This window comes from Stutzerimonas frequens (assembly GCF_024448335.1).
GTDB classification, from domain to species: Bacteria; Pseudomonadota; Gammaproteobacteria; order Pseudomonadales; family Pseudomonadaceae; genus Stutzerimonas; species Stutzerimonas frequens.
The window spans coordinates 15,453-39,353 of the sequence record NZ_JAMOHM010000017.1 but is presented as its reverse complement, the minus strand read 5'-3'; the positions used below and the strand labels follow the sequence as shown (position 1 = coordinate 39,353).

Below are 23,901 nucleotides of genomic sequence, written 5' to 3'. Positions count from 1 at the left end.
GCTTCGCGTGCCGGCCCTTGACCGGCACGCGAAGCTCGTCGTTTAAACGGAAACGCCATGAGCGAGCCTGTAGACCCTTCCCGCTGCCCGCTCTGCGGCCAGCCCAACCAGTGCGCCGAGTGCGACACTCGCGCGGACCAGCCATGCTGGTGCATGACCGCCACCATTCCCCAAGACGCGCTCGACGGCATTCCCACCGCCGCCAGAAACCAGGCCTGCATCTGTCCCCGCTGCGCCCGCAGTGAATCCGCAGAAAGACCCTGATGCGCCTCGATCGTTACCTCGGCAGCCGCGCGCAGCTCAGCCGACAGGACGTCCGCCGTCTGGTGAGCGACGGCCGCGCACGGATAAACGGCGAAATCACCCAAGTCATGGATCGGGAGGTGCGCATATTCGACTGCGTGGAGCTTGATGGGCAGGTCCTGCAGCCAGGCAAGGCCGCCCGCTACCTGATGCTGCACAAACCGGCCGGCTGCGTCAGCGCCACTCGTGATGCCGCGCACCGTACCGTGCTCGACCTGATCGATGAGCCAAACAAGGATGATCTGCACATCGCAGGCCGCCTCGACTTCAACACCACCGGCCTGATGCTGCTGACCAACGACGGCCAATGGTCACGCCGTCTGACCCAGCCGACTAGCCTGCAGGGCAAGGTCTACTTGGTCGAAACCGAAGACGAGATCGATCCTGGCTGCATCGAGGCCTTCGCCCAGGGTCTGTACTTTCGCTTTGAAGATCTCACCACCCTACCGGCCGAACTGGTGCTGCTCGGCCCACGCCGCGCCCGCCTGACCCTGCATGAAGGCCGTTACCATCAGGTCAAGCGAATGTTCGGGCGCTTCAACAACCGGGTCACCGCCCTGCACCGCGAAAGCATGGGTCCGCTGCGGCTGGACGCCAGCCTGACACCCGGCTGCTACCGAGCATTGACGGGCGAAGAGATCGCACAAGTCTGACCGCCCATAGCCGCCCACCAGAAAAACCTGCTGCCGCGCTTCATTTCACCCGAGCCTTCTGGTAAAAAGGCACCCCTGAGCGGGCGTCGTATAATGGCATTACCTGAGCTTCCCAAGCTCATGACGAGGGTTCGATTCCCTTCGCCCGCTCCAGTCTTTAAGGCCCTGCTTACGCGCGGGGCCTTTTCATTTGGGGCCGAGCAACCTGCAGATGGTTCGCCTTCTGCCAGATGTTTCATGCCGTTGTCGACCAAACCACCATTGCTCTCAGCCGCGCAGATACGTCAGCACTCGCTGGGTGAACACGTCGCCCGCCTCTACGTTAGACAGATGAGCAGCCTCGAAGGCAACCAGTTCGGCGGCGGGGATATTGGCCTGGATGAATTGGCCATGCTCGACAGTTGTCACCGGGTCCTTGGCGCCACAAACAACCAGGGTTGGGGCCTTGATCGCGCCCAGCTGCGTGCGATAGTCGGCATCGCGAACAGCCGCACAGTTGGCGGCGTAGCCGTCTGGTGAGGTGCTGGCGATCATCTCGGTGATGCGTGCCACAGCCGCCGGGTTCGCCTCGGCGAAGCCAGCCGTGAACCAGCGGGCAATGGATGCATCCCGCATGTCCCGCATGGCCTGCTCACGGCCAGCCAGAACGCTATTGATGCGGGTGTTCCATACTTCGTCGGTACCGATCTTTGCTCCGGTATTGCACAGAACCAGCCGCTGCAGGCGGTCGCCGGCATGGATTCCGAGCCACTGACCGATCAGTCCGCCCATGGATAGGCCGCAGAAGGAAAAGCGCTCGATGCCTAACGCATCGAGCAGGGCCAGCACGTCCGCTCCCAGCTGTTCGATACTGTAGGGCCCCTCGGTGACACTCGAATCGCCGTGGCCGCGCGTATCGTAGCGCAGCACGTGAAAGTGCTCGGCAAATGCCGGGACCTGGTCGTCCCACATATGAAGATTCGTGCCCAGGGAGTTGGACAGCACCAGTACCGGCGCGCCTTCCGGACCATCGAAACGGTAATTCAGGCTGGCGTCGGCCAGCTTTACGATCGGCATGCTAGTTCTCACTCGTTCAGTGCCCGGCCAAGCCCTACCTGCAGAAGGCTTTCCGGAATCGTTGTTCGTTGCCGGTGGCTCCTTAAGCCCCGACATGCAAAGCTCAGCGCCTGCACATCACCGGGCGGAACCACGTCGGCGCTGTCCTTCGTCACCGCAACGTGGGTTCGGCTCCACCGTTTTGCACGCTACGGCGCCTGCGTCCTCCTAGGGTGAACGACCACGTCAGCAGTTTCATCACAGTGGTCATACTCGTTCGACCGCCAGCGCCACCCCCTGTCCAACGCCAACGCACATGGTTGTCAGGCCGAGCTTACCGCCGGATTTTTCCAGCTGATGGACCGTAGTCAGCACCAGGCGCGCGCCGCTCATACCCAGCGGATGGCCGAGGGCGATGGCGCCGCCGTTGGGGTTTACGCGTGCATCGTCGTCGGCCAGGCCGAGGTCGCGGGTCACCGCCAGCCCTTGGGCGGCGAAGGCTTCGTTCAGTTCGATGACGGCAAAGTCACTGACCGCCAGCTTCAGCCGCTCGCACAGCTTCTTCACCGCCGGTACCGGGCCGTAACCCATGATGCGCGGGGCGACGCCGGCACTGGCCATGCCGAGCACCCGGGCGCGCGGCTTGAGGCCGTACTTCTGCACCGCCTCCGCGCTGGCGAGTATCATCGCCGCCGCGCCGTCGTTGACGCCCGAGGCGTTGCCGGCAGTGACGGTCTTGTCCGGGCCGTTGACCGGCTTGAGCTTGGCCAGCGCTTCAGCGGTGGTGTCGGCACGCGGGTGCTCGTCAGTATCGACGATCGTTTCGCCCTTCTTGCCCTTGATCACCACCGGGACGATTTCCTCGGCAAAGAAGCCGGCCTGCTGGGCGGCGGCGGTGCGCTGCTGGCTGCGCAGGGCGAAGGCGTCCTGATCCTCGCGGTTGATCTGCCACTCGTCGGCGACGTTGTCGGCGGTCTGCGGCATCGCGTCGACGCCGTACAGCTCCTTCATTTTCGGATTGATGAAACGCCAACCGATGGTGGTGTCCTCGATCTTCTGGGTGCGGCCGAACGCCGAGTCGGCCTTGCCCATCACATAGGGCGCGCGGGACATCGACTCGACGCCGCCGGCGATGGCCAACTCCAGCTCACCGCTGGCGATGGCGCGGAAGGCCGTGCCCACCGCGTCCATGCCCGATGCGCAGAGACGGTTGAGGGTCACGCCCGGCACCGTCTCCGGCAGCCCGGCGAGCAGCGCGGCCATGCGCGCGACATTACGGTTGTCTTCGCCGGCCTGGTTGGCGCTGCCCATGAACACCTCTTCGACCGCCGCTGGATCGAGCCCAGGGTTGCGTTCGAGTAGCGCCTTGAGCGGAATTGCCGCCAGGTCGTCAGCCCGCACGCCAGCCAGCGCGCCGCCGAAGCGGCCGATGGGGGTGCGTACGGCATCACAGATGAATACGTCGCGACTCATTCCTCTCCTCCTTGCTGGCCGTGGGCAGCGGCTGTGCGGGCTTCCAGGGCGCGCAACGCTTCCAGTTCCTCGGCGCGAGGCGCTTCGGTAGTACCGAGCGTTTCGGCGAAGCGGATCGCCCAGCCGGTGTTCTCCACCACGTGCTCGCGGGTCACGCCCGGGTGTAGCGCGGTGACGATGAACTCATTGGTGCCGGCTTCCGGCTCCATGATGCACAGGTCGGTGATGATCGCGACAGGGCCCTTGCCGGGCAGGCCCAGCTGCTTGCGGTGCTCACCGCCCTCGCCGAAACCAACGGAAGTAATGAAGGCAAGCCTGTCGACGAAGGTGCGATGCGACTGTTTGAGGATGATCAGCACTTCCTTGGCGCTGCCAGCAATCTCCGGCGCGCCGCCGGCACCTGGCAGGCGCACTTTCGGCTGGTGGTAGTCGCCGATCACCGTCGTGTTGATATTGCCGTACTTGTCCACCTGCGCCGCGCCGAGGAAGCCAACGTCGATACGCCCACCCTGCAACCAGTAGCGAAAGATCTCGCCGGTCGGCACCACCGTGTCGGCAGTTTCGGCCAGCTCGCCATCGCCGATGGACAGCGGCAGCACCGAAGGCTTGGCGCCGATCGGGCCGGATTCGTAGATCAGCACCACCTCCGGTGCGTGCGTCAGGCGGGCCAGGTTGGCAGCCTTGGACGGCAGACCGATGCCGACGAAGCAGACACTGCCATTGCCCAGCCGGCGGGCCGCGGCGACGGTCATCATTTCATTTGTGCTGTAAGCGCTCATCAGTTGGCCTCCTGCTGGGCGATCTTCGCGCGATAAGCGGCGAAGTCGGCGGTGCCTCGAATGTAGGTGTCGATCCAGGTGGTGAACGCCTCGCGGTCGCGGGCGATCGGGTCCCAGGCCTGGTAGAAGCGGTTGTCGCGCTCGTAGTAGCCGTGCGCGTAGGAAGGATGCGCGCCGCCCGGCACCAGGCAGACCGCAGTCAGCGCCCAGGTTGGCAGCACGCAGGCGTTCATCGGCGCGTTCAGCTCGTCGACGATCTCTTCGACGGTAACGATGCAACGTTTGGCTGCCAGCGCGGCTTCCTTCTGCACCCCGAGGATGCCCTGGATCAGCACGTTGCCCTTGCGGTCGGCCTTCTGCGCATGGATCACGGTGACATCCGGACGCACGCTCGGCACGGCCGCCAGCACCTCACCGGTGAAGGGACAGGTAACCGACTTGATCAGCGGGTTGACCTGCGGCAGATCGGAACCGGCGTAGGCACGCAGCACCGCAAACGGCAGACTGGACGCTCCGGCCACGTAGGCGTTGGCGAGATCCGCATGGCTGTGTTCCTCGATTTCCAGAGCGTGTGGCCAGCCGTTCTCCACCGCATCGCGCAGGCGATGCAGCGAACCGACGCCGGGGTTGCCGCCCCAGGAGAAGATCAGCTTCTTCGCGCAGCCGGCGCCGATCAGCATGTCGTAGACCAGGTCCGGTGTCATCCGCACCAGGGTCAGGTCCTTGCGCCCCTGACGCACGACTTCGTGAACCGCGGCGGTCGGAATGAGGTGGGTAAAGCCTTCCAGGGCGACCGTGTCGCCGTCGTGAACGAAGCGCTCGACGGCTTCGCGAAGTGTGAGAAGTTCAGCCATGAGTCGGTCTCTAGTCTTCGGTGCGCAACCTGCGCGTTGACGAAAACACTAACGACCACGGCAAGGCGTCACAATCCGATAATCGACATAGCGTTCGATTACCGAACAACTTACGAAGAGCGGTTTGCACCCAGTGCGCGCGCATGCTGGGGCACCGAAGCCTGCCACGACCGGCTCAGTGGAATAGGCGGGTACTGAGTTCCCGGCTGGCCTCCAGCAGCACTGGCAAGAAACGGGTCTCCAGCTCCTGACGGGATACGCGACCGGCGTGGGTGCCGACATTGAGCGCTGCGAGCACCTGCCCGGCGGAATCCTTGAGCGGCACCGCCAGCGAGCGCAGCCCTACTTCCAGCTCTTGGTCGATGATGACCCAGCCCTGCCGGCGAATCCCCTTGATGCTCTCGAGCAGCGCTTCGGGGGTGTGCAAGGTGCGGCTCGTCTTGATCTGCAGATCGGCACGGTCGAGATACTCGTCCAACGCCGCATCATCCAGTGCCGCCAGCAGGATGCGGCCCATGGAGGTGCAGTACGCGGGCAGCCGGCTACCTACCGAAAGGTCCACGGAGATCAGCCGCTGCGGCGTCGCCGAGCGCGCCACATAGAGCACCTCGTCACCTTCCAGGGTCGCCATCGAACAGGCTTCATGGAGCTGTTCGCTGAGACGGTCGAGGATCGGCTGGGCACTCACGGCCAGCGGCGTGGACGACAGATAGGCGTGGCCCAGTGTCAGTACCTTGGGCAGCAGCGAATAGGTGCGCCCGTCAGTGGTGACGTAGCCGAGTTTCATCAGCGTATGCAGGCAGCGGCGCACGGCGGCGCGGGGGATTTCGGTGCGATGGCTGATCTGCGCGATGGTCAGGTGGCGCTTGCGTTCTTGAAAGGCGTGGATCACTGCCAGACCGCGGGCCAGCGACGTCATGAAGTTCGGATCGCCGGTCAGCGCTTCGATGCGTTTGGCTGGCGAAGCGACGATGGGCGGTGCCATCGACGGAGAATGAGCACGCTGATCGTCGGTCATTGGCGTGAACCTGGGCATGTAATGGATGGGCGATTATCGACATGCAGGCCGATTATCGCCAGCTGTGTGAGTGTAGCAACGGTCGAACCGAGCCGGCGCCCCGGCGTCTACTGACCAGGCGGCCTCATACGGCAACACACTCATGACGCAACGGAGGACACTGGATGGATGTGACCCGCGGAGTGGTCTGGCTGGCACGCAGCGGTTACGCCGCGCGTGGCGTGGTCTACGTGATCGTCGGTTTTTTCGCGCTCATGGCGGCGCTGGGCGCGGGCGACACCGTGGATACCCGCGGCGCAGTACAACAACTGCTCGGGCAACCCTTCGGCGCGGTGCTGCTCTGGCTGGTGGTGATCGGCCTGCTGGCGCATGTGGCTTGGCGTCTGACCCAAGGCATTGGCGATACCGATCGACACGGTCACGATGCCAAGGGCCTGCTGGTACGCGCCGGCCTGGTCGGCAGCGGCGTGGTGAACCTGTTGCTTGCGCTGTTCACCCTGAGTCTGCTGGTGAGCGGCCTGGACCGTTTCGCCGAGAGCGGCGGCGGTTCCGGTAGCGACAGCACCGACAGCCTCATGCGGCTGCTGGGCCTGAAACATTCGCACTGGCTGATCTGGGCGATCGCGCTGATCCCGCTCGGCGTCGGCATCGCCCACCTGATCAAGGCCTGGCACGCGCATTTCGAGCGCTACTTCCAGTGCGACGAGGGCACCATGCGCCTGGTTCGCCCGGTCTCACGCATCGGCCTGGCGGCACGCGGCTGCGCCTTCCTGATCATCGCCGGCCTGCTGTTCATGGGCGGCAGCCGTTACGAACCGACCGACCCGCCGGGCCTCAAGGAAGCACTGGAAGCCCTGCAGGGCATGCCAGCTGGTGGCGTGCTGTTGCTGGCAATCGGCGTCGGCCTGCTGGCCTTCGCCCTGTACAGCTTCGCCGAAGCGCGCTGGCGGCGGATCGATTTGTCCGAGGTGATGGATTGAGTGGATTGGCGGTGGGCCGGGCTGGATCCTGACGCCTTGAGACCGTAGCGGTGGGCTGAAGCCCACCCTACGCAGGACTGGCACGACGGTTGTGCACGTCCGCTTTTTGTAGGGTGGGCTTCAGCCCACCACGAGCGCGCACCCACTCCGGGCATCAACCGGCGTGGTAATCCGCGTCCGCTTCCTCGAAGCGCTTGACGATGCTGGCTGCCGGCTCGGCGCCCAGCTTGCTCACCACGACGATGGCAATACTGGCGAGGATGAAGCCCGGGATGATTTCGTACAGCCCCAGACCGATGAACTCCTTCCACACCACCACGGTGACCGCCCCCACCAGCATGCCGGCCAGCGCGCCGTTGCGGGTCATGCGCTTCCACAGCAGCGAGATCAGCACCACCGGACCGAACGCCGCGCCGAAGCCAGCCCAGGCGTATGACACCAGACCGAGCACCTTGCTCTCCGGGTTGGAGGCGATGCCGATGGCGATCAGCGCGATCAACAGCACCATGCCGCGACCGACCCAGACCAGTTCGGTCTGCGAGGCATTCTTGCGCAGCATGGCCTTGTAGAAGTCCTGAGTCAGCGCGCTGGAGCTGACCAGCAGCTGCGCACTGAGGGTGCTCATCACCGCCGCCAGCACGCCGGAGAGGATGATACCGGCCACCCAGGGGTTGAACAGGATCTTCACCAGTTCCATGAACACCCGCTCGCCGTTCTGGCTCACCGCACCGGCCTGGTCCGGGTGATCGGCGAAGTAGGCGATGCCGAGGAAACCCACCGCCACGGCACCGGCCAGCGTCAGGATCATCCAGGTCATGCCGATGCGGCGGGCGTTGGGGATGGTCTTGATCGAGTCGGCGGCCATGAAGCGCACCAGGATATGCGGCTGGCCGAAGTAGCCCAGGCCCCAGGCCAGCAGCGAAATGATCGCGACGAAGGACAGCCCGCGGAACATGTCGAAGTTGGCCGAGTTCTGCGCTTCGATAGTGGCCATCGCGGTGCCCATGTCGCCGAGGGCGAGAATGACGAACACCGGGGTGATCAGTAGCGCGAAGATCATCAACGTGGCCTGTACGGTGTCAGTCCAGCTCACCGCGAGGAAGCCCCCGATGAACACATAGAGGATGGTCGCCGCCGCGCCGACCCACAGCGCGTACTCGTAGGGCATGCCAAAGGTGGACTCGAACAGCCGCGCGCCGGCCACCACGCCCGAGGCGCAGTAGATGGTGAAGAACACCAGAATCACCAGCGCGGAGAAGATCCGCAGCATGCGGCTCTCGTCCTCAAAGCGGTGCGAGAAGTAATCCGGCAGCGTCAGCGCGTTGTGGTTGTGCTCGGTGTGCACACGCAAACGCCCGGCGACGAAGATCCAGTTGAGCCAGGCGCCGACGATCAGGCCGATGGCGATCCAGCTTTCCGACAGACCGGCAACGAAGATCGCACCGGGCAGGCCCATCAGCAGCCAGCCGCTCATGTCGGAGGCACCGGCCGACAGCGCGGTGACGAAGCTGCCGAGGCTGCGCCCGCCGAGGATGTAGTCGGAGAAGTTCTTGGTGGCGCGGTAGGCGATGAAACCGATCAGGATCATCGCGGCGATGTAGACCACGAAAGTGATCAGAGTGGGTGTGCTGACGTTCATGGGACTTGTTTTCCTTGTGTGTCCTTGACTCTACGCCCGCCGAATCCGGCAGCGAAGTCATCGAGGAGCGCAAGGATAGCGCGTCGTCCGCGTGGCTGCGCGTGACTACCGGGTTTTGCAGGCACCTAGACGCCGCGTCAAACAAAAAAGGGCCGGCAACCGGTGCCAGCCCTTTCTACGCGAACGCTGCGCGATCAGAACGCCAGGCGCACGCCTACGGTCAGGTTGCGACCGGGCAACAACACCTCATCCTTGATGAAGGAGGTGTGCTGACGGGCCTTTTCGTCCAGCAGGTTGTTGGCCTTGAGATAGAGCAGGTAGTCGGTCTGACTCAGCGAACCACTGTAGCCAAGGCTGGCACCGAGCATGTTGTAGCCACCGGTTTCGCTTTCGTAGTCGGCCAGTTCATCCTGGCGCTGCACCCGATAGAACTCCAGCTGGCCATTGAGTGCCGGGGTGAAGCTCTGGTCCAGCCGCACACCCAGGCGATCAGCCGGAATGCGCGGCAGGTCACCGCCGCCGTCGCGCAGCTTGCCGCGCACGTGGTCGCCGAACAACGTGAAGGCGGTGGCGTCGGTGGCCTGGAAGCGCACCTCCCCTTCCGCGCCGGTGAGCACGGCGTCCTGCTGACGGTATTCGATCTCGCGGTAGCCGCCGCCGATGTCAATGCCGGTGTCGGCGGCATAGATGAAGTCATCCACCTCGTTGCGGAAAACGCTCAGGCTGAAGGTCGTGCGGCCGGCGAACTTGCGCAGGGTGATCTCGGCGTTGTGCGAGGTCTCCTCTTCCAGGTCGACATTGCCCAGTTCGACGGTGCGGGTCGCGGCATGCGGGCCATTGGCGTAGAGCTCCTCGGCACTGGGCAGGCGCTGCGAACGGGTCAGCGAGAAGCCCAGCGAGTACTGCGGCGCGAAGGTCCAGACCGCACCGGCGGACATCGAGGTGCCGCTGTGATCGGTATCCGGGCGGCCATCGGCGTCGATATCCTGCCATTCGTGGCGCAGGCCGAGTTCGTAGCGCCAGGCGCCGGCGGTGTATTCCTCGAGCAGGAACAAGCCGTGGTTGCGGGTCAGGGTCTGCGGCACGTAGGCCTCTTCGCCGAGGGCTTCGAAGTCGCGCCGCAGGGTCTGCGCGCCGACCACACCGCGCCAGCCGAACAGCGGCTGATGGGTCAGCTCCAGGCGGGCATCGGTGGCGTCGTTGTTGAAGCGGGTGCCCACTTCGCCACCTTCGATCTCCTTGTGCTGATAGTCGCTGTGGCCGACACGCAGCCGTGCCAGTTCGAAGCCCGGCAGCGGATCGCTCAGCTCGCCGCGCAGATCCCAGCGTTTCTGCCGCATGTCGACGTAGGGCACTCTGCCGTGTTCATGGTCGTGATCATGGTCGTCGTCATCGTCATCGTGGCCGCCGCAATGCCAGTCGCTGCCGTGCGTTTGGCAATCGGCGTGCTCGTGGGCCAGCAGCCCGTAGCGGTTGTTCTGCTTACCGTAGGCGGCGCCGATGTAGCCACGCTCGCCGATGAAGCTGGCGCCCAGGTTGAAGCTGTCGGTGTCGTTGTAGGAGCCTTCCTGCTTGTCCGGCGAGCCGGGGATTTCATAGGGGTCGGCCTGGCGTTTGGTGCCCTCGGCGCGGACAGCGAAGTTGCCGCTGCCAGCAGTGATACCGAACACCCCTGCCCCTTCGTTGGCGACGCTGTTGGTGCGCAGCTCCAGCTCGCCTTCGTAGCCCTTCTCCGGAACGCGGGTGGGTACCTTCTTGTCGATCACGTTGACTACCCCGCCGATGGCGCCGCCACCGTAGAGCAGGGTCGCCGGCCCTTTGAGCACCTCGATGCGCTCGGCCAGTAACGGCTCGCTGGTCACCGCGTGGTCGGGGCTGATGGTCGAGGCGTCGAGCAGCTCCACGCCATCGCTCAGCACCTTGACCCGAGCGCCGTCCAACCCGCGAATCACCGGGCGCGCCGCACCGGCGCCGAAGCTGCTGGAGCGCACGCCCGGCAAGCTTTCCAGGGTTTCGCCCAGTGTCGCTTCACGGCGCAGCACCAGCTCATCGTTTTCCATCACGGCGACCGGCGTGGTCATCTCATGGCTCTGCTTGGCCAGGCCGCTGGCGCTGACCACGACGGATTGCAGTTCGACCGGCTCGGCGGCCCAGGCAGCCGGAACCAGGGCCAGGCTGATCGCCCAGGCCAGGGGATGACGCTTAAGTTTCATGTGACTCTCCAGACAGTGGCGGTTGCCTTCCGAGGCAACCGAAGACGGCTGTACGCCGGCATCCGGTAGCGGTGCCAGCTTCGCGGGGCGAGAATCTAACATGTTATATCATAACGTTTAAGTTTGTTTTTCCAGTAACAGGCACAACGGATGCACCCTGTTCGTGGTCGACATGGAAACGCCGGGCGAACCGCGCGCGGCTTTTGCACCGCTTCGGGAGAGAGATCATGACCGTAGACATCGACACCACCACCGGCACCTGCGCCGTGGTCATCAACGGCAACACGCACCGCAGCGCCCTGATGGACGTGCGCATTACCACCGATCCAGAGGCACGCATGTCGGTGATGAACATCGACGGCACCAGCATCCATGTGCCGGAGGACGAAGCCGAACATCTGATCGCCGCCGGCGCGGTGGACGATCGCTCCAATCTGGTGGCGGACGACTAGGCTCAGGCCAGAAAACAAAAACCCCGGCTAGCCGGGGTTTTCGCCATTTGGTGTGCGAGTCGGTGGCGATCCATCCGGGCGGGCTCAAATGGGGCCTGCCTTGCCATCCTCTATTCGCGCAGCGAGCGCGCACCCACTCCGGTCATCAACCGGCGTGGTAATCCGCATCCGCCTCTTCGAAGCGCTTGACGATGCTCGGCGCCGGCTCGGCGCCCAGCTTGCTCACCACCACGATGGCAATACTGGCGAGGATGAAGCCCGGGATGATTTCGTACAGGCCCAGGCCGATGAACTCCTTCCACACCACCACGGTGACCGCACCGACCAGCATGCCAACCAAGGCACCGTTACGGGTCATGCGCTTCCACAGCAGCGAGATCAGCACCACCGGCCCGAACGCCGCGCCGAAGCCCGCCCAGGCGTAGGACACCAGGCCCAGCACCTTGCTGTCGGGGTTGGAGGCGATGCCGATGGCGATCAGCGCGATCAACAACACCATGCCGCGGCCGACCCAGACCAGTTCGGTCTGCGAGGCATTCTTGCGCAGCATCGCCTTGTAGAAGTCCTGGGTCAGCGCGCTGGAGCTGACCAGCAGCTGGGCACTGAGGGTGCTCATCACCGCCGCCAGCACGCCGGAGAGGATGATGCCCGCAACCCAGGGGTTGAACAGGATCTTCACCAGCTCCATGAATACCCGCTCGCCGTTCTGGCTGACCGCACCGGCCTGCTCCGGATGGTCAGCGAAGTAGGCGATGCCGAGGAAGCCCACCGCGACCGCGCCGGCCAGGGTCAGGATCATCCAGGTCATGCCGATGCGGCGGGCATTGGGGATGGTCTTGATCGAGTCGGCGGCCATGAAGCGCACCAGAATGTGTGGTTGGCCGAAATAGCCCAGGCCCCACGCCAGCAGCGAAATGATGGCGACGAAGGACAGCCCGCGGAACATGTCGAAGTTGGCCGGGTTCTGCGCTTCGATAGTGGCCATCGCGGTGCCCATGTCGCCGAGGGCGAGAATGACGAACACCGGGGTGATCAGCAGCGCGAAGATCATCAGCGTGGCCTGTACGGTGTCGGTCCAGCTCACCGCCAGGAAGCCGCCGATGAACACATAGAGGATGGTCGCCGCCGCGCCGACCCACAGTGCGTACTCGTAGGGCATGCCAAAGGTGGACTCGAACAACCGCGCGCCAGCCACTACGCCCGAGGCGCAGTAGATGGTGAAGAACACCAGAATCACCAGCGCGGAGAAGATCCGCAGCATGCGGCTCTCGTCTTCGAAGCGATGCGAGAAATAATCCGGCAAGGTCAGGGCGTTGTGGTTGTGCTCGGTGTGTACCCGCAGCCGGCCGGCGACGAACAGCCAGTTCAGCCAGGCGCCGACGATCAGGCCAATGGCGATCCAGCTTTCCGAGAGACCGGCGACGAAAATCGCACCGGGCAAGCCCATCAGCAGCCAGCCGCTCATGTCGGAGGCACCGGCCGACAGCGCCGTGACGAAGCTGCCGAGGCTGCGACCGCCGAGGATGTAGTCGGAGAAGTTCTTGGTGGCGCGGTAAGCGACGAAACCGATCAGGATCATCGCCGCGATGTAGATCAGAAAGGTGATCAGCGTGGGTGTACTGATGCTCATGTGTGTCCCTCGTTAGTTGTTGTTCGGCGCAACGCGAGAAGACCCACGCTGCACCTTGGCAGAGGGCGATAGCGAAAAGGCCATCACCTGTGACAGGCCCAACCCGGGCCCGTCAGTGGCGGAAGAGCGTCCACCAACTGTCCAATTGTTGTTGTGTTCCGGCTGCCTGAGCGGCCGGGAGGTTTAGCGTGATGCGCCGGGTGAACGATCAAGACCATTCACCCGGTGGTACAGCGTGAATGCGTTCAGTCGTCTCCGAGCGACAGCAGCGAGGCGTTGCCGCCCACCGCAGTAGTGTTGGTCGAGGTGGTGCGCTCGTTGGCGAAGCGCAGCACATAGCTGGGGCCGCCCGCCTTCGGACCGGTACCCGACAGACCACAGCCGCCGAACGGCTGCACAGCAACCACGGCACCAATCTGGTTGCGATTGACATAGAGGTTGCCGACCCGCGCCAGTTGCTCGATGCGTTCGGCGGTTTCCTCGTTGCGGCTGTGTACGCCGAGGGTCAGGCCGTAGCCGGTGCCGTTGATCGCCGCAACGACCTTTTCCAGGTCCGCCGCGTCGTAGCGCACCACGTGCAATACCGGGCCGAACTGCTCCTTCTTGAGCTGATGAATGCCGTCGATTTCGAAGGCCACCGGCGCCACGAAATGGCCATTCAGACCAGCCGGCAAGGTCGCCTCGGCGATCAGGCGCCCTTCGCTCTTGAGCTGCTGGATATGCGCCAGCAGACCTTCGCGAGCTTCCTGGTCGATTACCGGGCCGATGTCGTTCTCGCGCAGATGGGTCGGGCCGACTCTGAGCTCGGCCATAGCGCCCTTGAGCAACTCGATCACCCGATCAGCGATGTCACGCTGCACATAGAGCACGCGCAACGCCGAGCAACGCTGGCCGGCACTGGTGAAGGCGGAACCGACGGCATCCTTGATCACCTGCTCGGGCAGCGCAGTGGAGTCGACGATCATCGCGTTCTGCCCGCCGGTCTCGGCGATCAGTGTGGCGATCGGCCCTTCCTTCTCGGCCAGCTGGCGATTGATGATGCGCGCCGTGTCGGTGGAACCGGTGAAGCACACGCCGACCACCCGCGGATCGCGGCAGAACACGCCACCCAGGGTGGCACCGTCGCCCGGCAGGAAGGCGATCGCCTCTTTCGGCAGACCGGCTTCGAACATCAGTTCAAGCGCACGCGCAGCGATCAGGCTGGTCTGCTCGGCCGGCTTGGCCAGCACGGTGTTGCCGGCCACCAGCGCCGCGGTGATCTGGCCGAGGTAGATGGCCAGCGGGAAATTCCACGGGCTGACGCAGACGAACACGCCGCGGCCTTCATGGAACAGCTCGTTGCGCTCGCCGGTCGGGCCCTTCAGCTCTTCGCGGCCGAGCTTCTGCCGCGCCTGCTGTGCGTAGTAACGGCAGAAATCCACCGCCTCGCGTACTTCGTCGATACCGTCCTGCAGCGACTTGCCGGCTTCCACGGTACACAGCGCCATCAGCTCGGCGCGGTGCTGCTCCAGCAGATCACCCAGACGCTCCAGCACGGCGGCACGGGCTTCCACCGGCGTGGCATTCCAGCTCGGCCAGTAAGCCGCCAGGCGATCGACGGCCTGGCGCGCCTGCTCGGCGCTGGCGAACTGGGCCTGGCCGACAACCTTGTTCAGGTCATAGGGGCAACGCACCTCGGACGGCGTTCCGGCGAGCCTCTGCCCGCTGATGACCGGCGCAGCCTGCCACTGGCGCTCAAGGAAAGGTTGGTAGGCGCTGGCCAGGTCGTTCCATTGGTTCTGGATATTCATGTTGATCCCTTGGGAGTTCTTGCGATTGCCAAACAGCGCCGGCGGCAGCGGAATGCGGGGGTTGCCCAGTGCAGCGAACTTGCGCAGCTGGCTCACCGGGTGATCGATCAGCGATTCGACCGGCACGCGCGGGTCGACCAGCTGGTGGACGAACGACGAGTTGGCACCGTTCTCCAGCAGGCGCCGCACCAGATAGGGCAGCAGGTCCTTGTGCGCGCCGACCGGGGCGTAGATCCGTACGTTGCGGGCGTACTTCTCGATCACCGTGTCGTACAAGGCATCGCCCATGCCGTGCAGGCGCTGGAACTCGAACTCGCGCGGCTGCGAGGTTTCCTCGGCCATGGCCAGGATGCAGCTGACGGTGTGCGCGTTGTGGCTGGCGAACTGCGGGTAGATCACCCCACGGGTGTGTTCGGACAACAGGTAGCGCGCGCAGGCGAGGTAGGAGGTGTCGGTACCTTCTTTGCGGGTATAGACGGGGTAGCCGTCCAGGCCCTGGACCTGGCACTGCTTGATCTCACTGTCCCAGTAGGCGCCTTTTACCAGCCGTAGCGGAATGCGTTCGCCAAGCTCGCGACCGAGCAGCGTCAGCCAGACCAGCACCGGCAGGCAGCGCTTGGAATAGGCCTGGATGACCAGGCCGAACTCGCCCCAGCCGGCGATGGCCGGGTCGCGCAGGAGCTTTTCGTACAGTTCCAGCGACAGCTCGAGGCGGTCGGCCTCCTCGGCATCGATGGTGATCCCGACATTGCGCTGCCGCGCCAGCACGGCCAGTTCGCGCACGCTGGCAAACAGCTCGGTGAGCACGCGTTCGCGCTGGGCGACTTCGTAACGTGGATGCAGCGCCGACAACTTGATCGACACCGACGGACGCGGGCCCTTGCCGACCTGCGGCTCGGCGCCGACGGTTTCCACGGCCTGACGGTAGTCGGCCATGTACTTGGCGGCGTCTTCGGCGGTCAGCGCGGCCTCGCCGAGCATGTCGAAGGAATAGGTGTAGCCCTTCTCGCGCTCGGGACGGCCGTTTTTCAGCGCTTCGGCGATGGTACGGCCAAGCACGAACTGCTTGCCCATCAGCTTCATCGCCTGATTCATCGCGCTGCGGATCACCGGCTCGCCGGAGCGTTTGAGCAGGCGGCCGATGACGTTCTTCGGCCGGCCGTCGGCGGTTTCCGGATCGACCACCTTGCCGGTCATCACCAGCCCCCAGGCGGCGAAGTTGACCAGCACGTTGTCGCTCTGGCCGAGGTGGCGCTCCCATTCGGCGGCGTTGAGCTTGTCGCGAATCAGCGCGTCAGCCGTGGCGGCATCCGGCACCCGCAGCAGCGCTTCGGCCAGGCACATCAGCATCAGCCCTTCCTGGGTGTCCAGGCTGTACTGGCGCAGCAGTGCGTCGAGGGTGTCGACGGCATTGTCACGCCCGCGCACCGCCACGATCAGGCTGCGCGCGCGCTCGCGAATGGCGGCAATGCCCGCCTCGCCGGGGTCGGCAAGCTGCAGCAGTTCGGTGAGATATTGCGCCTCGTCAACGGCGTAGTTGGCGCTGATGGCGGGAAAGAATTCCGCGGCTTTCTGGTTGGCGAAGGCGCCTTCCAGCACGTGACCGGCCTTGAACATGCGCCGCTCCTCTTGTGATGGTGTCTGCTTATAGGTCTAGTCCACGGCCAGGCTGTTGGTGCAGCACAAGACAATGAGCCAGGTCGGGACACGGAATGTAGGGGCAGCGTGACGCGTCGTTCTTGCGCAAAACTACGGAAGTTTTACGAAAAACTCCGGAAGCCGGGTGCGGAAATGCGACGGTAATAAAAACGCACCAGCATGGCGCAGGAATCTGCGCGTGACAGCTGAAGAGCCCGGAAACAGGGCAATCAGGAGAACGCTCAGGAGTCCGACTTGCGCAATCCGCGAGGGGTCAGACCGAGGTAGCGGCGGGTCGCCGTGGTCAATGCGCTCTGGCTGGAGAAGCCGCACTCCTCGGCAATCCGCACCAGCGGCAGCGGCGTTTCGCGCAGCAGGCGGGCGGCACGGTCGAGGCGGGTCTTGAGCAGGTACTGGTGCGGCGTAAGACCGACGCAATCCTTGAACTGGGCGTGGAAGTGGCTGGGGCTGAGGCAGACCACCTGGGCCAACTCGGCGACGGTGATGCGTCGCGCCAGGTTGTCCTGGATATGGCTGTCCAGCCGCTGCAGATCGAGCGGACCGGCCGGTCGCTGCTGGGACTCGCCGAACAGTCGCAGGTGCAGTGCCCGCAACAGCACGCCGCCCAGCGCCCGGGCCAGCAGCGGATCGCTGCCGTAGCGCGCCAGCTCGGCACCGGCATAGGCCAGCAGGTTCTGGAAATCGGCATCCAGCGCCGGATAGCGCGGCGCCTCGAACAGGCGGGCCAACAGCGCAGGGTCGTCGGTGACGACATCCTGCTCGTCGAGATCGATGATCAGCATGCGGTTGTCGCCCATGCCGGCGAAGCCGTGGTCGGCATCGCCCGGCACCAGGCAGGCACGCATCCGGCAGACTTCGCCACCCGAGCCATTGACCTCGAATTCCGCGCGCCCAGAGAGCGACATCACCAGCTGGTGATAGTCGTGGGCGTGCTGGTGAGTCTGGTCATCCAGGCGAAGCAGACGGGCGTTGAGCATGATGGGCACCTGTGCGTGCAAGCACTGTACCTAAGCCGGCATGAAGTGCCCACCCCACGCGACGGGATTGAAATCATCCGCGCCACCACCCATCTAAGGTGCACGTATTCGCAACGGGTGCCGCATGAACGACGACATCAATCAGGATCATATCGAGCAGGAAATCATCTCCTCCAACGGTCTCGTACTGCCCGATCAACAGCAGCCGGACAAGCTCTACATCATCCCCGTGCACAACCGGCCGTTCTTCCCGGCGCAGGTGTTGCCGGTGATCGTCAACGAAGATCCCTGGGCCGAGACCCTGGAACGCGTGGCCAAGACGCCGCACCAGCGCGTGGCACTGTTCTTCGTCGACTCGCCGGTGCTGGACATGGCCACCTTCGACCCGGACAGCCTGCCGGAGCACGGCACCATGGTCCGCGTGCACCACGCCTCGCAGGAAGGCGGCAAGCTGCAGTTCGTCGCCCAGGGGCTGGCGCGGGTGCGCATCCGCGGCTGGCTGCGGCGCAAGCCGCCGTATCTGGTGGAAGTCGATTATCCGAAGAGCGATGACGACCCGCGTGACGAGGTGAAGGCCTACGGCATGGCCCTGATCAACGCGATCAAGGAGCTCTTGCCGCTCAACCCGCTGTACAGCGAGGAGCTGAAGAACTACCTCAATCGCTTCAGCCCCAACGACCCGTCGCCACTGTCGGACTTCGCCGCCGCGCTGACCACCGCGCCTGGCGCGGAGCTGCAGGAAGTGCTGGATACCGTGCCGGTGTTGAAGCGCATGGAGAAGGTGCTGCCGCTGCTGCGCAAGGAAGTGGAAGTCGCCAGGTTGCAGAAGGAGCTGACCGGCGAGGTGAATCGCAAGATCGGCGAACGCCAGCGCGAGTTCTTCCTCAAGGAACAGCTGAAGATCATCCAGCGCGAGCTGGGCATCACCAAGGACGACAAGAGCGCCGATGCCGACGAGTTCCGTGCGCGCCTGGAAGGCAAGGTAGTGCCACCCGCCGCGCAGAAGCGCATCGACGAGGAACTGAACAAGCTGTCGATCCTCGAGACCGGCTCGCCGGAATATGCCGTCACCCGCAACTACCTGGACTGGGCCACTGCCCTGCCCTGGGGTGTGTACGGCCAGGACAAGCTCGACCTCAGGCGCGCGCGCAAGGTACTGGACAAGCACCATGCCGGCCTCGATGACATCAAGAACCGCATCCTCGAATTTCTCGCCGTCGGCGCCTTCAAGGGCGAGATCGCCGGCTCCATCGTGCTGCTGGTCGGCCCACCGGGCGTGGGCAAGACCAGTATCGGCAAGTCCATCGCCGAATCCCTCGGCCGACCGTTCTATCGTTTCAGCGTCGGCGGTATGCGCGATGAGGCGGAGATCAAGGGTCACCGCCGTACCTACATCGGCGCGCTGCCCGGCAAGCTGGTGCAGGCGCTCAAGGATGTCGAGGTGATGAACCCGGTGATCATGCTCGACGAGATCGACAAGCTCAGCAGCAGCTACCAGGGCGACCCAGCCTCGGCGCTGCTGGAGACGCTGGACCCGGAGCAGAACGTCGAATTCCTCGACCATTACCTGGACCTGCGCCTGGACCTGTCCAAGGTGCTGTTCGTCTGCACGGCAAACACCCTGGACTCGATTCCTGGCCCGCTGCTCGATCGCATGGAGGTGATCCGCCTGTCCGGCTACATCGCCGAAGAGAAGCTGGCCATCGCCAAGCGCCACCTGTGGCCGAAGCTGCTGGACAAGACCGGCGTGCCCAAGCAGCGCCTCGCCATCAGCGACAGCGCCATGAAAGCGGTGATCGAAGGCTATGCCCGCGAGGCGGGTGTGCGTCAGCTGGAGAAGCAGCTAGGCAAGCTGGTGCGCAAGGCGGTGGTCAAGCTGCTGGAAGACCCGCAAGCGGAGCTGAAGATCACGCCGAAGGACCTGGAAAGCTACCTCGGCAAACCGGTATTCCGCAGCGAACAGGTGCTCTCCGGCGTCGGTGTGATCACGGGCCTGGCCTGGACCAGCATGGGCGGCGCCACACTGCCGATCGAGGCCACGCGCATCCATACGCTCAACCGCGGCTTCAAGCTCACCGGCAAGCTCGGTGACGTGATGAAGGAATCGGCGGAGATCGCCTACAGCTATGTCAGCTCGAACCTGAAAACCTTCAAGGGCGATCCGGAGTTCTTCGACCAGGCCTTCGTGCACCTGCACGTGCCGGAAGGCGCCACGCCCAAGGACGGCCCCAGCGCCGGCATCACCATGGCCAGCGCGCTGCTCTCCCTGGCGCGCAACCAGCCGCCGAAGAAAGGCGTGGCCATGACCGGCGAGCTGACGCTGACCGGCCACGTATTGCCGATCGGCGGCGTGCGCGAGAAGGTGATCGCAGCGCGGCGGCAGAAGATCTTCGAGCTGATCCTGCCGGAAGCCAACCGCGGCGACTTCGAAGAGTTGCCCGACTATCTCAAGGATGGCCTGACGGTGCATTTCGCCAAGCGCTTCGCCGATGTGGCCAAGGTGCTGTTCTGACGCGGGACAGGATGCAGAACAGCTGTAGCCGAGGGGAGGAGGTCGCGCTGCGCTTCTACCCTTCGGGGCCGATGCAGACCGAGTGCGCGCCTGCAACCGAGCTCTTTTGGGCTATCCTTCCCAACTCATTTCCGACCGGTGCCGATCATGTCTTTCGACATCCCTCGTCTGTTGCTGCCCGCCAGCTTCGCCCTGCTCGCTGCCTGCGCAAGCAACGACAAGACGCCCTCCAGCGTCGTGCTCAGCGACGACAGCCGCTGTCCGCAAACACTGCAGAGCGGCCAGCAACTCATCATCAGTCTGCCGAGCAACCCGACCACCGGCTATCGCTGGATTCTGCACGAAGCCGCCGCGGAGCAATTGCGCAGCCTCGGCCCCGAGGTATTCAGCAATCCGAAGGCCGACATGATCGGCGGGGATGGCCTGTCGACCTGGCGCTTCGAGGCACAGGAGTCCGGCAGCGGCCGGCTGTACCTCACTTATCAACGTCCGTGGGAGGCCGACGCCGAGCCAGCGGGCATGTTCGATTGCCGGATCGAGGTACGCTGAGTCGGGCGGAGCCCGCGGCGAGCATGGTTTCGGCTACAATGCCGCCCCGTTTTCACACACGCCACCCGACACCGTGAGTCACGATCCCGACCGTCTGTTCGCCCAGCCCCTGCCCCGCATTCAGGACTTCGTCTTCAACGAGGACGTGGTGCGGGTGTTTCCCGACATGATCAAGCGCTCTGTGCCCGGTTACCCGACCATCGTCGAGAACATCGGCGTGATCGCCGCGCAGTTCGCCCAGCCCAATACCCGCCTGTACGACCTCGGCTGCTCGCTGGGGGCGGTGACCCAGGCGTTGCGACGCCACGTGACCGCCGACAACTGCCAGGTCGTCGCCGTGGACAACTCCGCGGCAATGGTCGAGCGCTGCCGCGAATACCTCCACGCACAGGACTCGATGTTCCAGGAGCTGTTGCCGGTCGAGGTCATCGAAGCCGACATCCTGGCTCTGCAGTTCCAGCCCAGCTCGCTGGTGGCGCTGAACTTTACCCTGCAGTTCATCGCACCGGAACAGCGCCCGGCGCTGCTCAGCCGCATTCGCCAGGCACTGGTGCCCGGTGGCGCGCTGATCCTGTCGGAAAAGTTGCGCTTCGAAGATGAAGACGAGCAACAGTTGCTGACCGACCTGCACATCGCCTTCAAGCGCGCCAATGGCTACAGCGAACTGGAAATCGCCCAGAAACGCAGCGCCATCGAAAACGTGATGAAGCCCGACAGCCTGGAAACCCATCGCCAACGGCTACTAGATGCCGGCTTTTCCAAGGTCGTGCCCTGGTTCCAGTGCCTGAATTTCGCCTCGCTGATCGCCCTGCCATGAATCTCGACCTGACTCCCCTCGCCTGGCGCCTGGCCGGCACCCCGCTGGCCGCCTGGGCCAACGGCGTTCAGCAGCAGCTGGATGCCAAACTCGCGATCAGTCACGGCGATCTGCCGCGCTGGCGGCGTGCCGTCGATGCACTGCCTGCTCTGGCGCCCGTGCAGGTCGAACTGCGTGACAGCTTCCGCCTCGACGCGACCTGTGACGACGCCACGCGCCAGGCCACCCACGATGCGCTGATGGGACTCTCGCCATGGCGCAAGGGGCCGTTCGACGTGTTCGGTGTGCATGTCGATACCGAGTGGCGCTCGGACTGGAAGTGGGACCGGGTTGCGCCGCACCTGAATCTGGCTGGCAAACGCATCCTCGACGTCGGTTGCGGCAACGGCTACTACATGTGGCGCATGCTCGGTGCCGGCGCCGACAGCGTGGTCGGGGTCGACCCGAACTGGCTGTTCTTCTGCCAATTCCATGCGATGAAGCGCTACCTGCAGGAGCTGCCGGTCTGGCATCTGCCGTTCGCCCTGGAAGAACTGCCGGCCAGGCTCGAAGGCTTCGAAACGGTGTTTTCCATGGGCGTGCTCTACCATCGCCGCTCGCCGATCGACCATCTACTCGACCTCAAGGACTGCCTGGTACGCGGCGGCGAGCTGGTGCTGGAAACACTGGTGGTCGAGGGCGACGAGAACACCGCCCTGGTACCGGAGGATCGCTATGCACAGATGCGCAACGTCTGGTTCCTGCCCTCGGTGAAGGCGCTGGAATGCTGGTTGCGCCGCGCCGGCTTTGTCGACGTGCGCTGCGTGGATGTCAGCGTGACCAGCATCGCGGAACAGCGCAGCACCGAGTGGATGCGCTACCAGTCGTTGCCCGACTTCCTCGACCCGCAAGACCACGGCAAAACGGTCGAAGGCCTGCCGGCCCCCATGCGCGCCGTACTCCTCGCCCGCAAGCCCTGAAGGCCTGTCTGCCGCTCAACGAGCGGCGCGCGCAGCGCGGCGGTGCTTGCGCCGCTGCGCTACCAACTGACGCAACGGCGTATTAGCCATTTCCCTGAGCCGGCGCCGATCCAGATCGCGCGACGCCAGCTGCCGATCATCCAGCTTCAACAATTGCCGATACAGGCGTCGCTGCCGCCAGGCGCGAAACCAGTCATACAGGCTGCGCTGCAGATCCAGCGGCCACATGGCCGGCAGGTAGAAGTCCGGTAGCTGCGGCTCGGATTGTTGCCGTACATGGGTATCGCGTCGTTCACCAGACATGCTCACCTCCGCTTCGCTCTCGGTGGCCACGGGCTTGTGGCGCCACCGGTTGCCTACAGGATGAGCGGGCCTCGGTCGTTCAAACAAACGACTAATATGAAAGCCTGTGTTCAGAAAAACTGAAGCCTTCCTATGCCCGAGCCACTTGAGCAATCCACTACCCCTTCGACGCCCCTGCTGGAAAGCGATGTCCTGCGCACCTTTGTCGCCATTGCCGAAAGCGGCAGCTTCACCCGTGCCGCTGGGCAGATCTATCGCAGCACCTCGGCTGTCAGCATGCAGATCAAGCGGCTGGAAGAGACCCTCGGGCGCTCCCTGTTCGTCCGCGAAGCACGGCAGGTGCGCCTGACACCGGCCGGCGAGACACTGCTCGGCTATGCCCGGCGCCTGCTCAAGCTCAACGAGGAGGCCATCGCGCACTTCCTCCGGCCAGCGCTGCAGGGGCGCGTGCGCTTCGGAACGCCGGCGGATGTCGGAACGCGCATCCTGCCCGGTCTGCTGGCGTTGTTCGCCCGCAGTCATCCCGGAGTCGAAGTAGATGTGTCGGTCGCGCGCAGCATCGATATGATCGAGCGCATCGACGCAGGCGAACTGGACCTCGCCCTAGTCACCGTTGGCAACCTCGGCCAGGACGACTCGCGGGGCGAGCCGATCCATAGCGAACCGCTGGTCTGGGCGGGTCGCAGTGGTGGGGTCGCCGCGCTGCGCGCGCCGCTGCCGCTGGCGCTGGCCAGCCCCGATTGCGCCTGGCGACGACAGGCGCTGGATGCCCTCGACCGCGTCGGCCGCAGCTATCGAGTGGCCTACTCCAGCGAACAGACTTCGGGACAGGAGGCCGCGATGATTGCCGATCTCGCCATCGCGCCCTATCCATCAAGCCTGATTCGCCCGCCCCTGCAGCGTCTGGATGGGCAGTATGGGTTGCCACAACTGGGCGAGTATCAGATCAAGCTGCTACGCGGCAGCAATCGAAGCGAAGCCGTTGAGGTGTTGGCCGCACAGGTGATCGCCGCCTTTGTCGAATACCGCACACGACCGGCCACGCGATTGGAGCGAAACGAGGAGATGAAATGGCACGCTGGATGATCGTGGCGGGCGCTGCCCTGCTACTGCTCGGCATCGCCTGGCACTATTTCCCCTGGCTGCTGAGCTGGTTCGGTCGATTGCCCGGCGACATCCGCATCGAGTCCGAACGCAGCCGGGTGTTCATCCCGGTCACCTCGATGGTGATCCTCAGCGTGGTCCTGACCGTACTGATCAACCTGTTCCGCCGCTGAGCAGCGCCGTCCTGCGGAAGACCGCAAAT

Annotated in this window: 21 protein-coding genes and 1 tRNA gene; 11 read left to right on the top strand and 11 right to left on the bottom strand. The window is 64.6% G+C overall.

Annotated elements, in window-relative coordinates:
- Nucleotides 1-57: 57 nt before the first annotated feature.
- From NAO55_RS18775 to NAO55_RS18765, 3 genes are all read left to right on the top strand, one after another.
- Nucleotides 58-264: a cysteine-rich CWC family protein gene (locus tag NAO55_RS18775; RefSeq protein ID WP_102840716.1), complete on the top strand. Its 207-nt coding sequence runs from the start codon at nucleotides 58-60 to the stop codon at nucleotides 262-264.
- On the top strand, nucleotides 264-956 hold the full coding sequence (locus NAO55_RS18770; protein ID WP_102840715.1) for a pseudouridine synthase: 693 nt from the start codon (nucleotides 264-266) through the stop codon (nucleotides 954-956). The genes NAO55_RS18775 and NAO55_RS18770 overlap by 1 nt, the downstream gene beginning before the upstream one ends.
- A 79-nt stretch (nucleotides 957-1,035) precedes the next feature.
- A tRNA-Gly gene (locus tag NAO55_RS18765) sits at nucleotides 1,036-1,109 on the top strand.
- A 114-nt stretch (nucleotides 1,110-1,223) separates the two neighbouring features.
- On the opposite strand, the gene pcaD is transcribed toward NAO55_RS18765, so the two are convergent.
- From pcaD to NAO55_RS18740, 5 genes are all read right to left on the bottom strand, one after another.
- The gene (gene pcaD / locus NAO55_RS18760; protein ID WP_102840714.1) at nucleotides 1,224-2,012 is read right to left on the bottom strand and encodes a 3-oxoadipate enol-lactonase; all 789 of its coding nucleotides are present in this window, start codon (nucleotides 2,010-2,012) and stop codon (nucleotides 1,224-1,226) included.
- A 246-nt stretch (nucleotides 2,013-2,258) separates the two neighbouring features.
- Nucleotides 2,259-3,464, bottom strand: coding sequence for a 3-oxoadipyl-CoA thiolase (gene pcaF / locus NAO55_RS18755; RefSeq protein ID WP_102840713.1), 1,206 nt, complete (start codon nucleotides 3,462-3,464; stop codon nucleotides 2,259-2,261).
- Nucleotides 3,461-4,243 (bottom strand): CoA-transferase subunit beta, encoded by a 783-nt coding sequence (locus NAO55_RS18750; RefSeq protein ID WP_102840712.1) that lies wholly within the window; start codon nucleotides 4,241-4,243, stop codon nucleotides 3,461-3,463. The genes pcaF and NAO55_RS18750 overlap by 4 nt, the downstream gene beginning before the upstream one ends.
- Complete coding sequence (locus tag NAO55_RS18745; protein WP_102840711.1) at nucleotides 4,243-5,097, bottom strand: CoA transferase subunit A; 855 nt, start codon at nucleotides 5,095-5,097, stop codon at nucleotides 4,243-4,245. The genes NAO55_RS18750 and NAO55_RS18745 overlap by 1 nt, the downstream gene beginning before the upstream one ends.
- Before the next feature lie 175 nt (nucleotides 5,098-5,272).
- On the bottom strand, nucleotides 5,273-6,115 hold the full coding sequence (locus NAO55_RS18740; protein ID WP_102840710.1) for an IclR family transcriptional regulator domain-containing protein: 843 nt from the start codon (nucleotides 6,113-6,115) through the stop codon (nucleotides 5,273-5,275).
- A gap of 164 nt (nucleotides 6,116-6,279) precedes the next feature.
- On the opposite strand from NAO55_RS18740, the gene NAO55_RS18735 reads away from it, so the two are divergent.
- Nucleotides 6,280-7,095: a DUF1206 domain-containing protein gene (locus NAO55_RS18735; protein ID WP_102840709.1), complete on the top strand. Its 816-nt coding sequence runs from the start codon at nucleotides 6,280-6,282 to the stop codon at nucleotides 7,093-7,095.
- Between the two features lie 154 nt (nucleotides 7,096-7,249).
- On the opposite strand, the gene putP (NAO55_RS18730) is transcribed toward NAO55_RS18735, so the two are convergent.
- On the bottom strand, nucleotides 7,250-8,734 hold the full coding sequence (gene putP / locus NAO55_RS18730; RefSeq protein WP_102840708.1) for a sodium/proline symporter PutP: 1,485 nt from the start codon (nucleotides 8,732-8,734) through the stop codon (nucleotides 7,250-7,252).
- A 194-nt stretch (nucleotides 8,735-8,928) separates the two neighbouring features.
- Nucleotides 8,929-10,947, bottom strand: a complete 2,019-nt coding sequence (locus tag NAO55_RS18725) for a TonB-dependent receptor (protein ID WP_102840707.1) — start codon at nucleotides 10,945-10,947, stop codon at nucleotides 8,929-8,931.
- Nucleotides 10,948-11,174: 227 nt separating this feature from the next.
- On the opposite strand from NAO55_RS18725, the gene NAO55_RS18720 reads away from it, so the two are divergent.
- The gene (locus NAO55_RS18720) at nucleotides 11,175-11,399 is read left to right on the top strand and encodes a DUF3203 family protein (protein WP_102840706.1); all 225 of its coding nucleotides are present in this window, start codon (nucleotides 11,175-11,177) and stop codon (nucleotides 11,397-11,399) included.
- Between the two features lie 145 nt (nucleotides 11,400-11,544).
- On the opposite strand, the gene putP (NAO55_RS18715) is transcribed toward NAO55_RS18720, so the two are convergent.
- From putP (NAO55_RS18715) to NAO55_RS18705, 3 genes are all read right to left on the bottom strand, one after another.
- The gene (gene putP, locus NAO55_RS18715) at nucleotides 11,545-13,029 is read right to left on the bottom strand and encodes a sodium/proline symporter PutP (protein WP_102840705.1); all 1,485 of its coding nucleotides are present in this window, start codon (nucleotides 13,027-13,029) and stop codon (nucleotides 11,545-11,547) included.
- A 245-nt stretch (nucleotides 13,030-13,274) separates the two neighbouring features.
- Entirely contained in the window at nucleotides 13,275-16,436 is a 3,162-nt protein-coding gene (gene putA / locus NAO55_RS18710) for a bifunctional proline dehydrogenase/L-glutamate gamma-semialdehyde dehydrogenase PutA (RefSeq protein ID WP_102840704.1), read from the bottom strand.
- Between the two features lie 263 nt (nucleotides 16,437-16,699).
- Nucleotides 16,700-17,455 (bottom strand): helix-turn-helix domain-containing protein, encoded by a 756-nt coding sequence (locus tag NAO55_RS18705; protein WP_102840703.1) that lies wholly within the window; start codon nucleotides 17,453-17,455, stop codon nucleotides 16,700-16,702.
- Between the two features lie 124 nt (nucleotides 17,456-17,579).
- On the opposite strand from NAO55_RS18705, the gene lon reads away from it, so the two are divergent.
- The 4 genes from lon to cmoB all read left to right on the top strand — a co-directional run bounded on the left by lon (nucleotide 17,580) and on the right by cmoB (nucleotide 22,292).
- A complete protein-coding gene (gene lon / locus NAO55_RS18700; protein ID WP_102840702.1) occupies nucleotides 17,580-19,967 on the top strand; it encodes an endopeptidase La in 2,388 nt (795 codons plus the stop codon).
- Between the two features lie 147 nt (nucleotides 19,968-20,114).
- Nucleotides 20,115-20,516, top strand: coding sequence for a protease inhibitor I42 family protein (locus NAO55_RS18695; protein WP_063541171.1), 402 nt, complete (start codon nucleotides 20,115-20,117; stop codon nucleotides 20,514-20,516).
- A 73-nt stretch (nucleotides 20,517-20,589) separates the two neighbouring features.
- A complete protein-coding gene (gene cmoA, locus NAO55_RS18690) occupies nucleotides 20,590-21,333 on the top strand; it encodes a carboxy-S-adenosyl-L-methionine synthase CmoA (protein ID WP_102840701.1) in 744 nt (247 codons plus the stop codon).
- Nucleotides 21,330-22,292 (top strand): tRNA 5-methoxyuridine(34)/uridine 5-oxyacetic acid(34) synthase CmoB, encoded by a 963-nt coding sequence (cmoB, locus tag NAO55_RS18685; protein ID WP_102840700.1) that lies wholly within the window; start codon nucleotides 21,330-21,332, stop codon nucleotides 22,290-22,292. Before cmoA ends, cmoB begins: the two co-directional genes overlap by 4 nt.
- A gap of 15 nt (nucleotides 22,293-22,307) precedes the next feature.
- Here the strand turns inward: cmoB and NAO55_RS18680 are convergent, their stop codons facing one another.
- Nucleotides 22,308-22,595 carry a hypothetical protein gene (locus NAO55_RS18680; protein ID WP_180981648.1) on the bottom strand — a complete coding sequence of 96 codons (288 nt, stop codon included), beginning with the start codon at nucleotides 22,593-22,595 and terminating at the stop codon, nucleotides 22,308-22,310.
- Between the two features lie 132 nt (nucleotides 22,596-22,727).
- Here NAO55_RS18680 and NAO55_RS18675 point away from each other — a divergent pair, with 132 nt between their 5' ends.
- Together NAO55_RS18675 and NAO55_RS18670 are read left to right on the top strand one after the other, a co-directional pair.
- Entirely contained in the window at nucleotides 22,728-23,681 is a 954-nt protein-coding gene (locus NAO55_RS18675; RefSeq protein WP_102840699.1) for a LysR substrate-binding domain-containing protein, read from the top strand.
- Nucleotides 23,666-23,872: a DUF2905 domain-containing protein gene (locus tag NAO55_RS18670; RefSeq protein WP_102840698.1), complete on the top strand. Its 207-nt coding sequence runs from the start codon at nucleotides 23,666-23,668 to the stop codon at nucleotides 23,870-23,872. Before NAO55_RS18675 ends, NAO55_RS18670 begins: the two co-directional genes overlap by 16 nt.
- Nucleotides 23,873-23,901 lie beyond the last annotated feature (29 nt).

Excerpts from the sequence above, each read along its gene's own strand:
- NAO55_RS18775 (WP_102840716.1), top strand. The coding sequence starts at position 58 with ATGAGCGAGCCTGTAGACCCTTCCCGCTGCCCGCTCTGCGGCCAGCCC.
- NAO55_RS18770 (WP_102840715.1), top strand. The coding sequence starts at position 264 with ATGCGCCTCGATCGTTACCTCGGCAGCCGCGCGCAGCTCAGCCGACAG.
- pcaD (WP_102840714.1), bottom strand. The coding sequence starts at position 2,012 with ATGCCGATCGTAAAGCTGGCCGACGCCAGCCTGAATTACCGTTTCGAT.
- pcaF (WP_102840713.1), bottom strand. The coding sequence starts at position 3,464 with ATGAGTCGCGACGTATTCATCTGTGATGCCGTACGCACCCCCATCGGC.
- NAO55_RS18750 (WP_102840712.1), bottom strand. The coding sequence starts at position 4,243 with ATGAGCGCTTACAGCACAAATGAAATGATGACCGTCGCCGCGGCCCGC.
- NAO55_RS18745 (WP_102840711.1), bottom strand. The coding sequence starts at position 5,097 with ATGGCTGAACTTCTCACACTTCGCGAAGCCGTCGAGCGCTTCGTTCAC.
- NAO55_RS18740 (WP_102840710.1), bottom strand. The coding sequence starts at position 6,115 with ATGACCGACGATCAGCGTGCTCATTCTCCGTCGATGGCACCGCCCATC.
- NAO55_RS18735 (WP_102840709.1), top strand. The coding sequence starts at position 6,280 with ATGGATGTGACCCGCGGAGTGGTCTGGCTGGCACGCAGCGGTTACGCC.
- putP (WP_102840708.1), bottom strand. The coding sequence starts at position 8,734 with ATGAACGTCAGCACACCCACTCTGATCACTTTCGTGGTCTACATCGCC.
- NAO55_RS18725 (WP_102840707.1), bottom strand. The coding sequence starts at position 10,947 with ATGAAACTTAAGCGTCATCCCCTGGCCTGGGCGATCAGCCTGGCCCTG.
- NAO55_RS18720 (WP_102840706.1), top strand. The coding sequence starts at position 11,175 with ATGACCGTAGACATCGACACCACCACCGGCACCTGCGCCGTGGTCATC.
- putP (WP_102840705.1), bottom strand. The coding sequence starts at position 13,029 with ATGAGCATCAGTACACCCACGCTGATCACCTTTCTGATCTACATCGCG.
- putA (WP_102840704.1), bottom strand. The coding sequence starts at position 16,436 with ATGTTCAAGGCCGGTCACGTGCTGGAAGGCGCCTTCGCCAACCAGAAA.
- NAO55_RS18705 (WP_102840703.1), bottom strand. The coding sequence starts at position 17,455 with ATGCTCAACGCCCGTCTGCTTCGCCTGGATGACCAGACTCACCAGCAC.
- lon (WP_102840702.1), top strand. The coding sequence starts at position 17,580 with ATGAACGACGACATCAATCAGGATCATATCGAGCAGGAAATCATCTCC.
- NAO55_RS18695 (WP_063541171.1), top strand. The coding sequence starts at position 20,115 with ATGTCTTTCGACATCCCTCGTCTGTTGCTGCCCGCCAGCTTCGCCCTG.
- cmoB (WP_102840700.1), top strand. The coding sequence starts at position 21,330 with ATGAATCTCGACCTGACTCCCCTCGCCTGGCGCCTGGCCGGCACCCCG.
- NAO55_RS18680 (WP_180981648.1), bottom strand. The coding sequence starts at position 22,595 with ATGTCTGGTGAACGACGCGATACCCATGTACGGCAACAATCCGAGCCG.
- NAO55_RS18675 (WP_102840699.1), top strand. The coding sequence starts at position 22,728 with ATGCCCGAGCCACTTGAGCAATCCACTACCCCTTCGACGCCCCTGCTG.
- NAO55_RS18670 (WP_102840698.1), top strand. The coding sequence starts at position 23,666 with ATGGCACGCTGGATGATCGTGGCGGGCGCTGCCCTGCTACTGCTCGGC.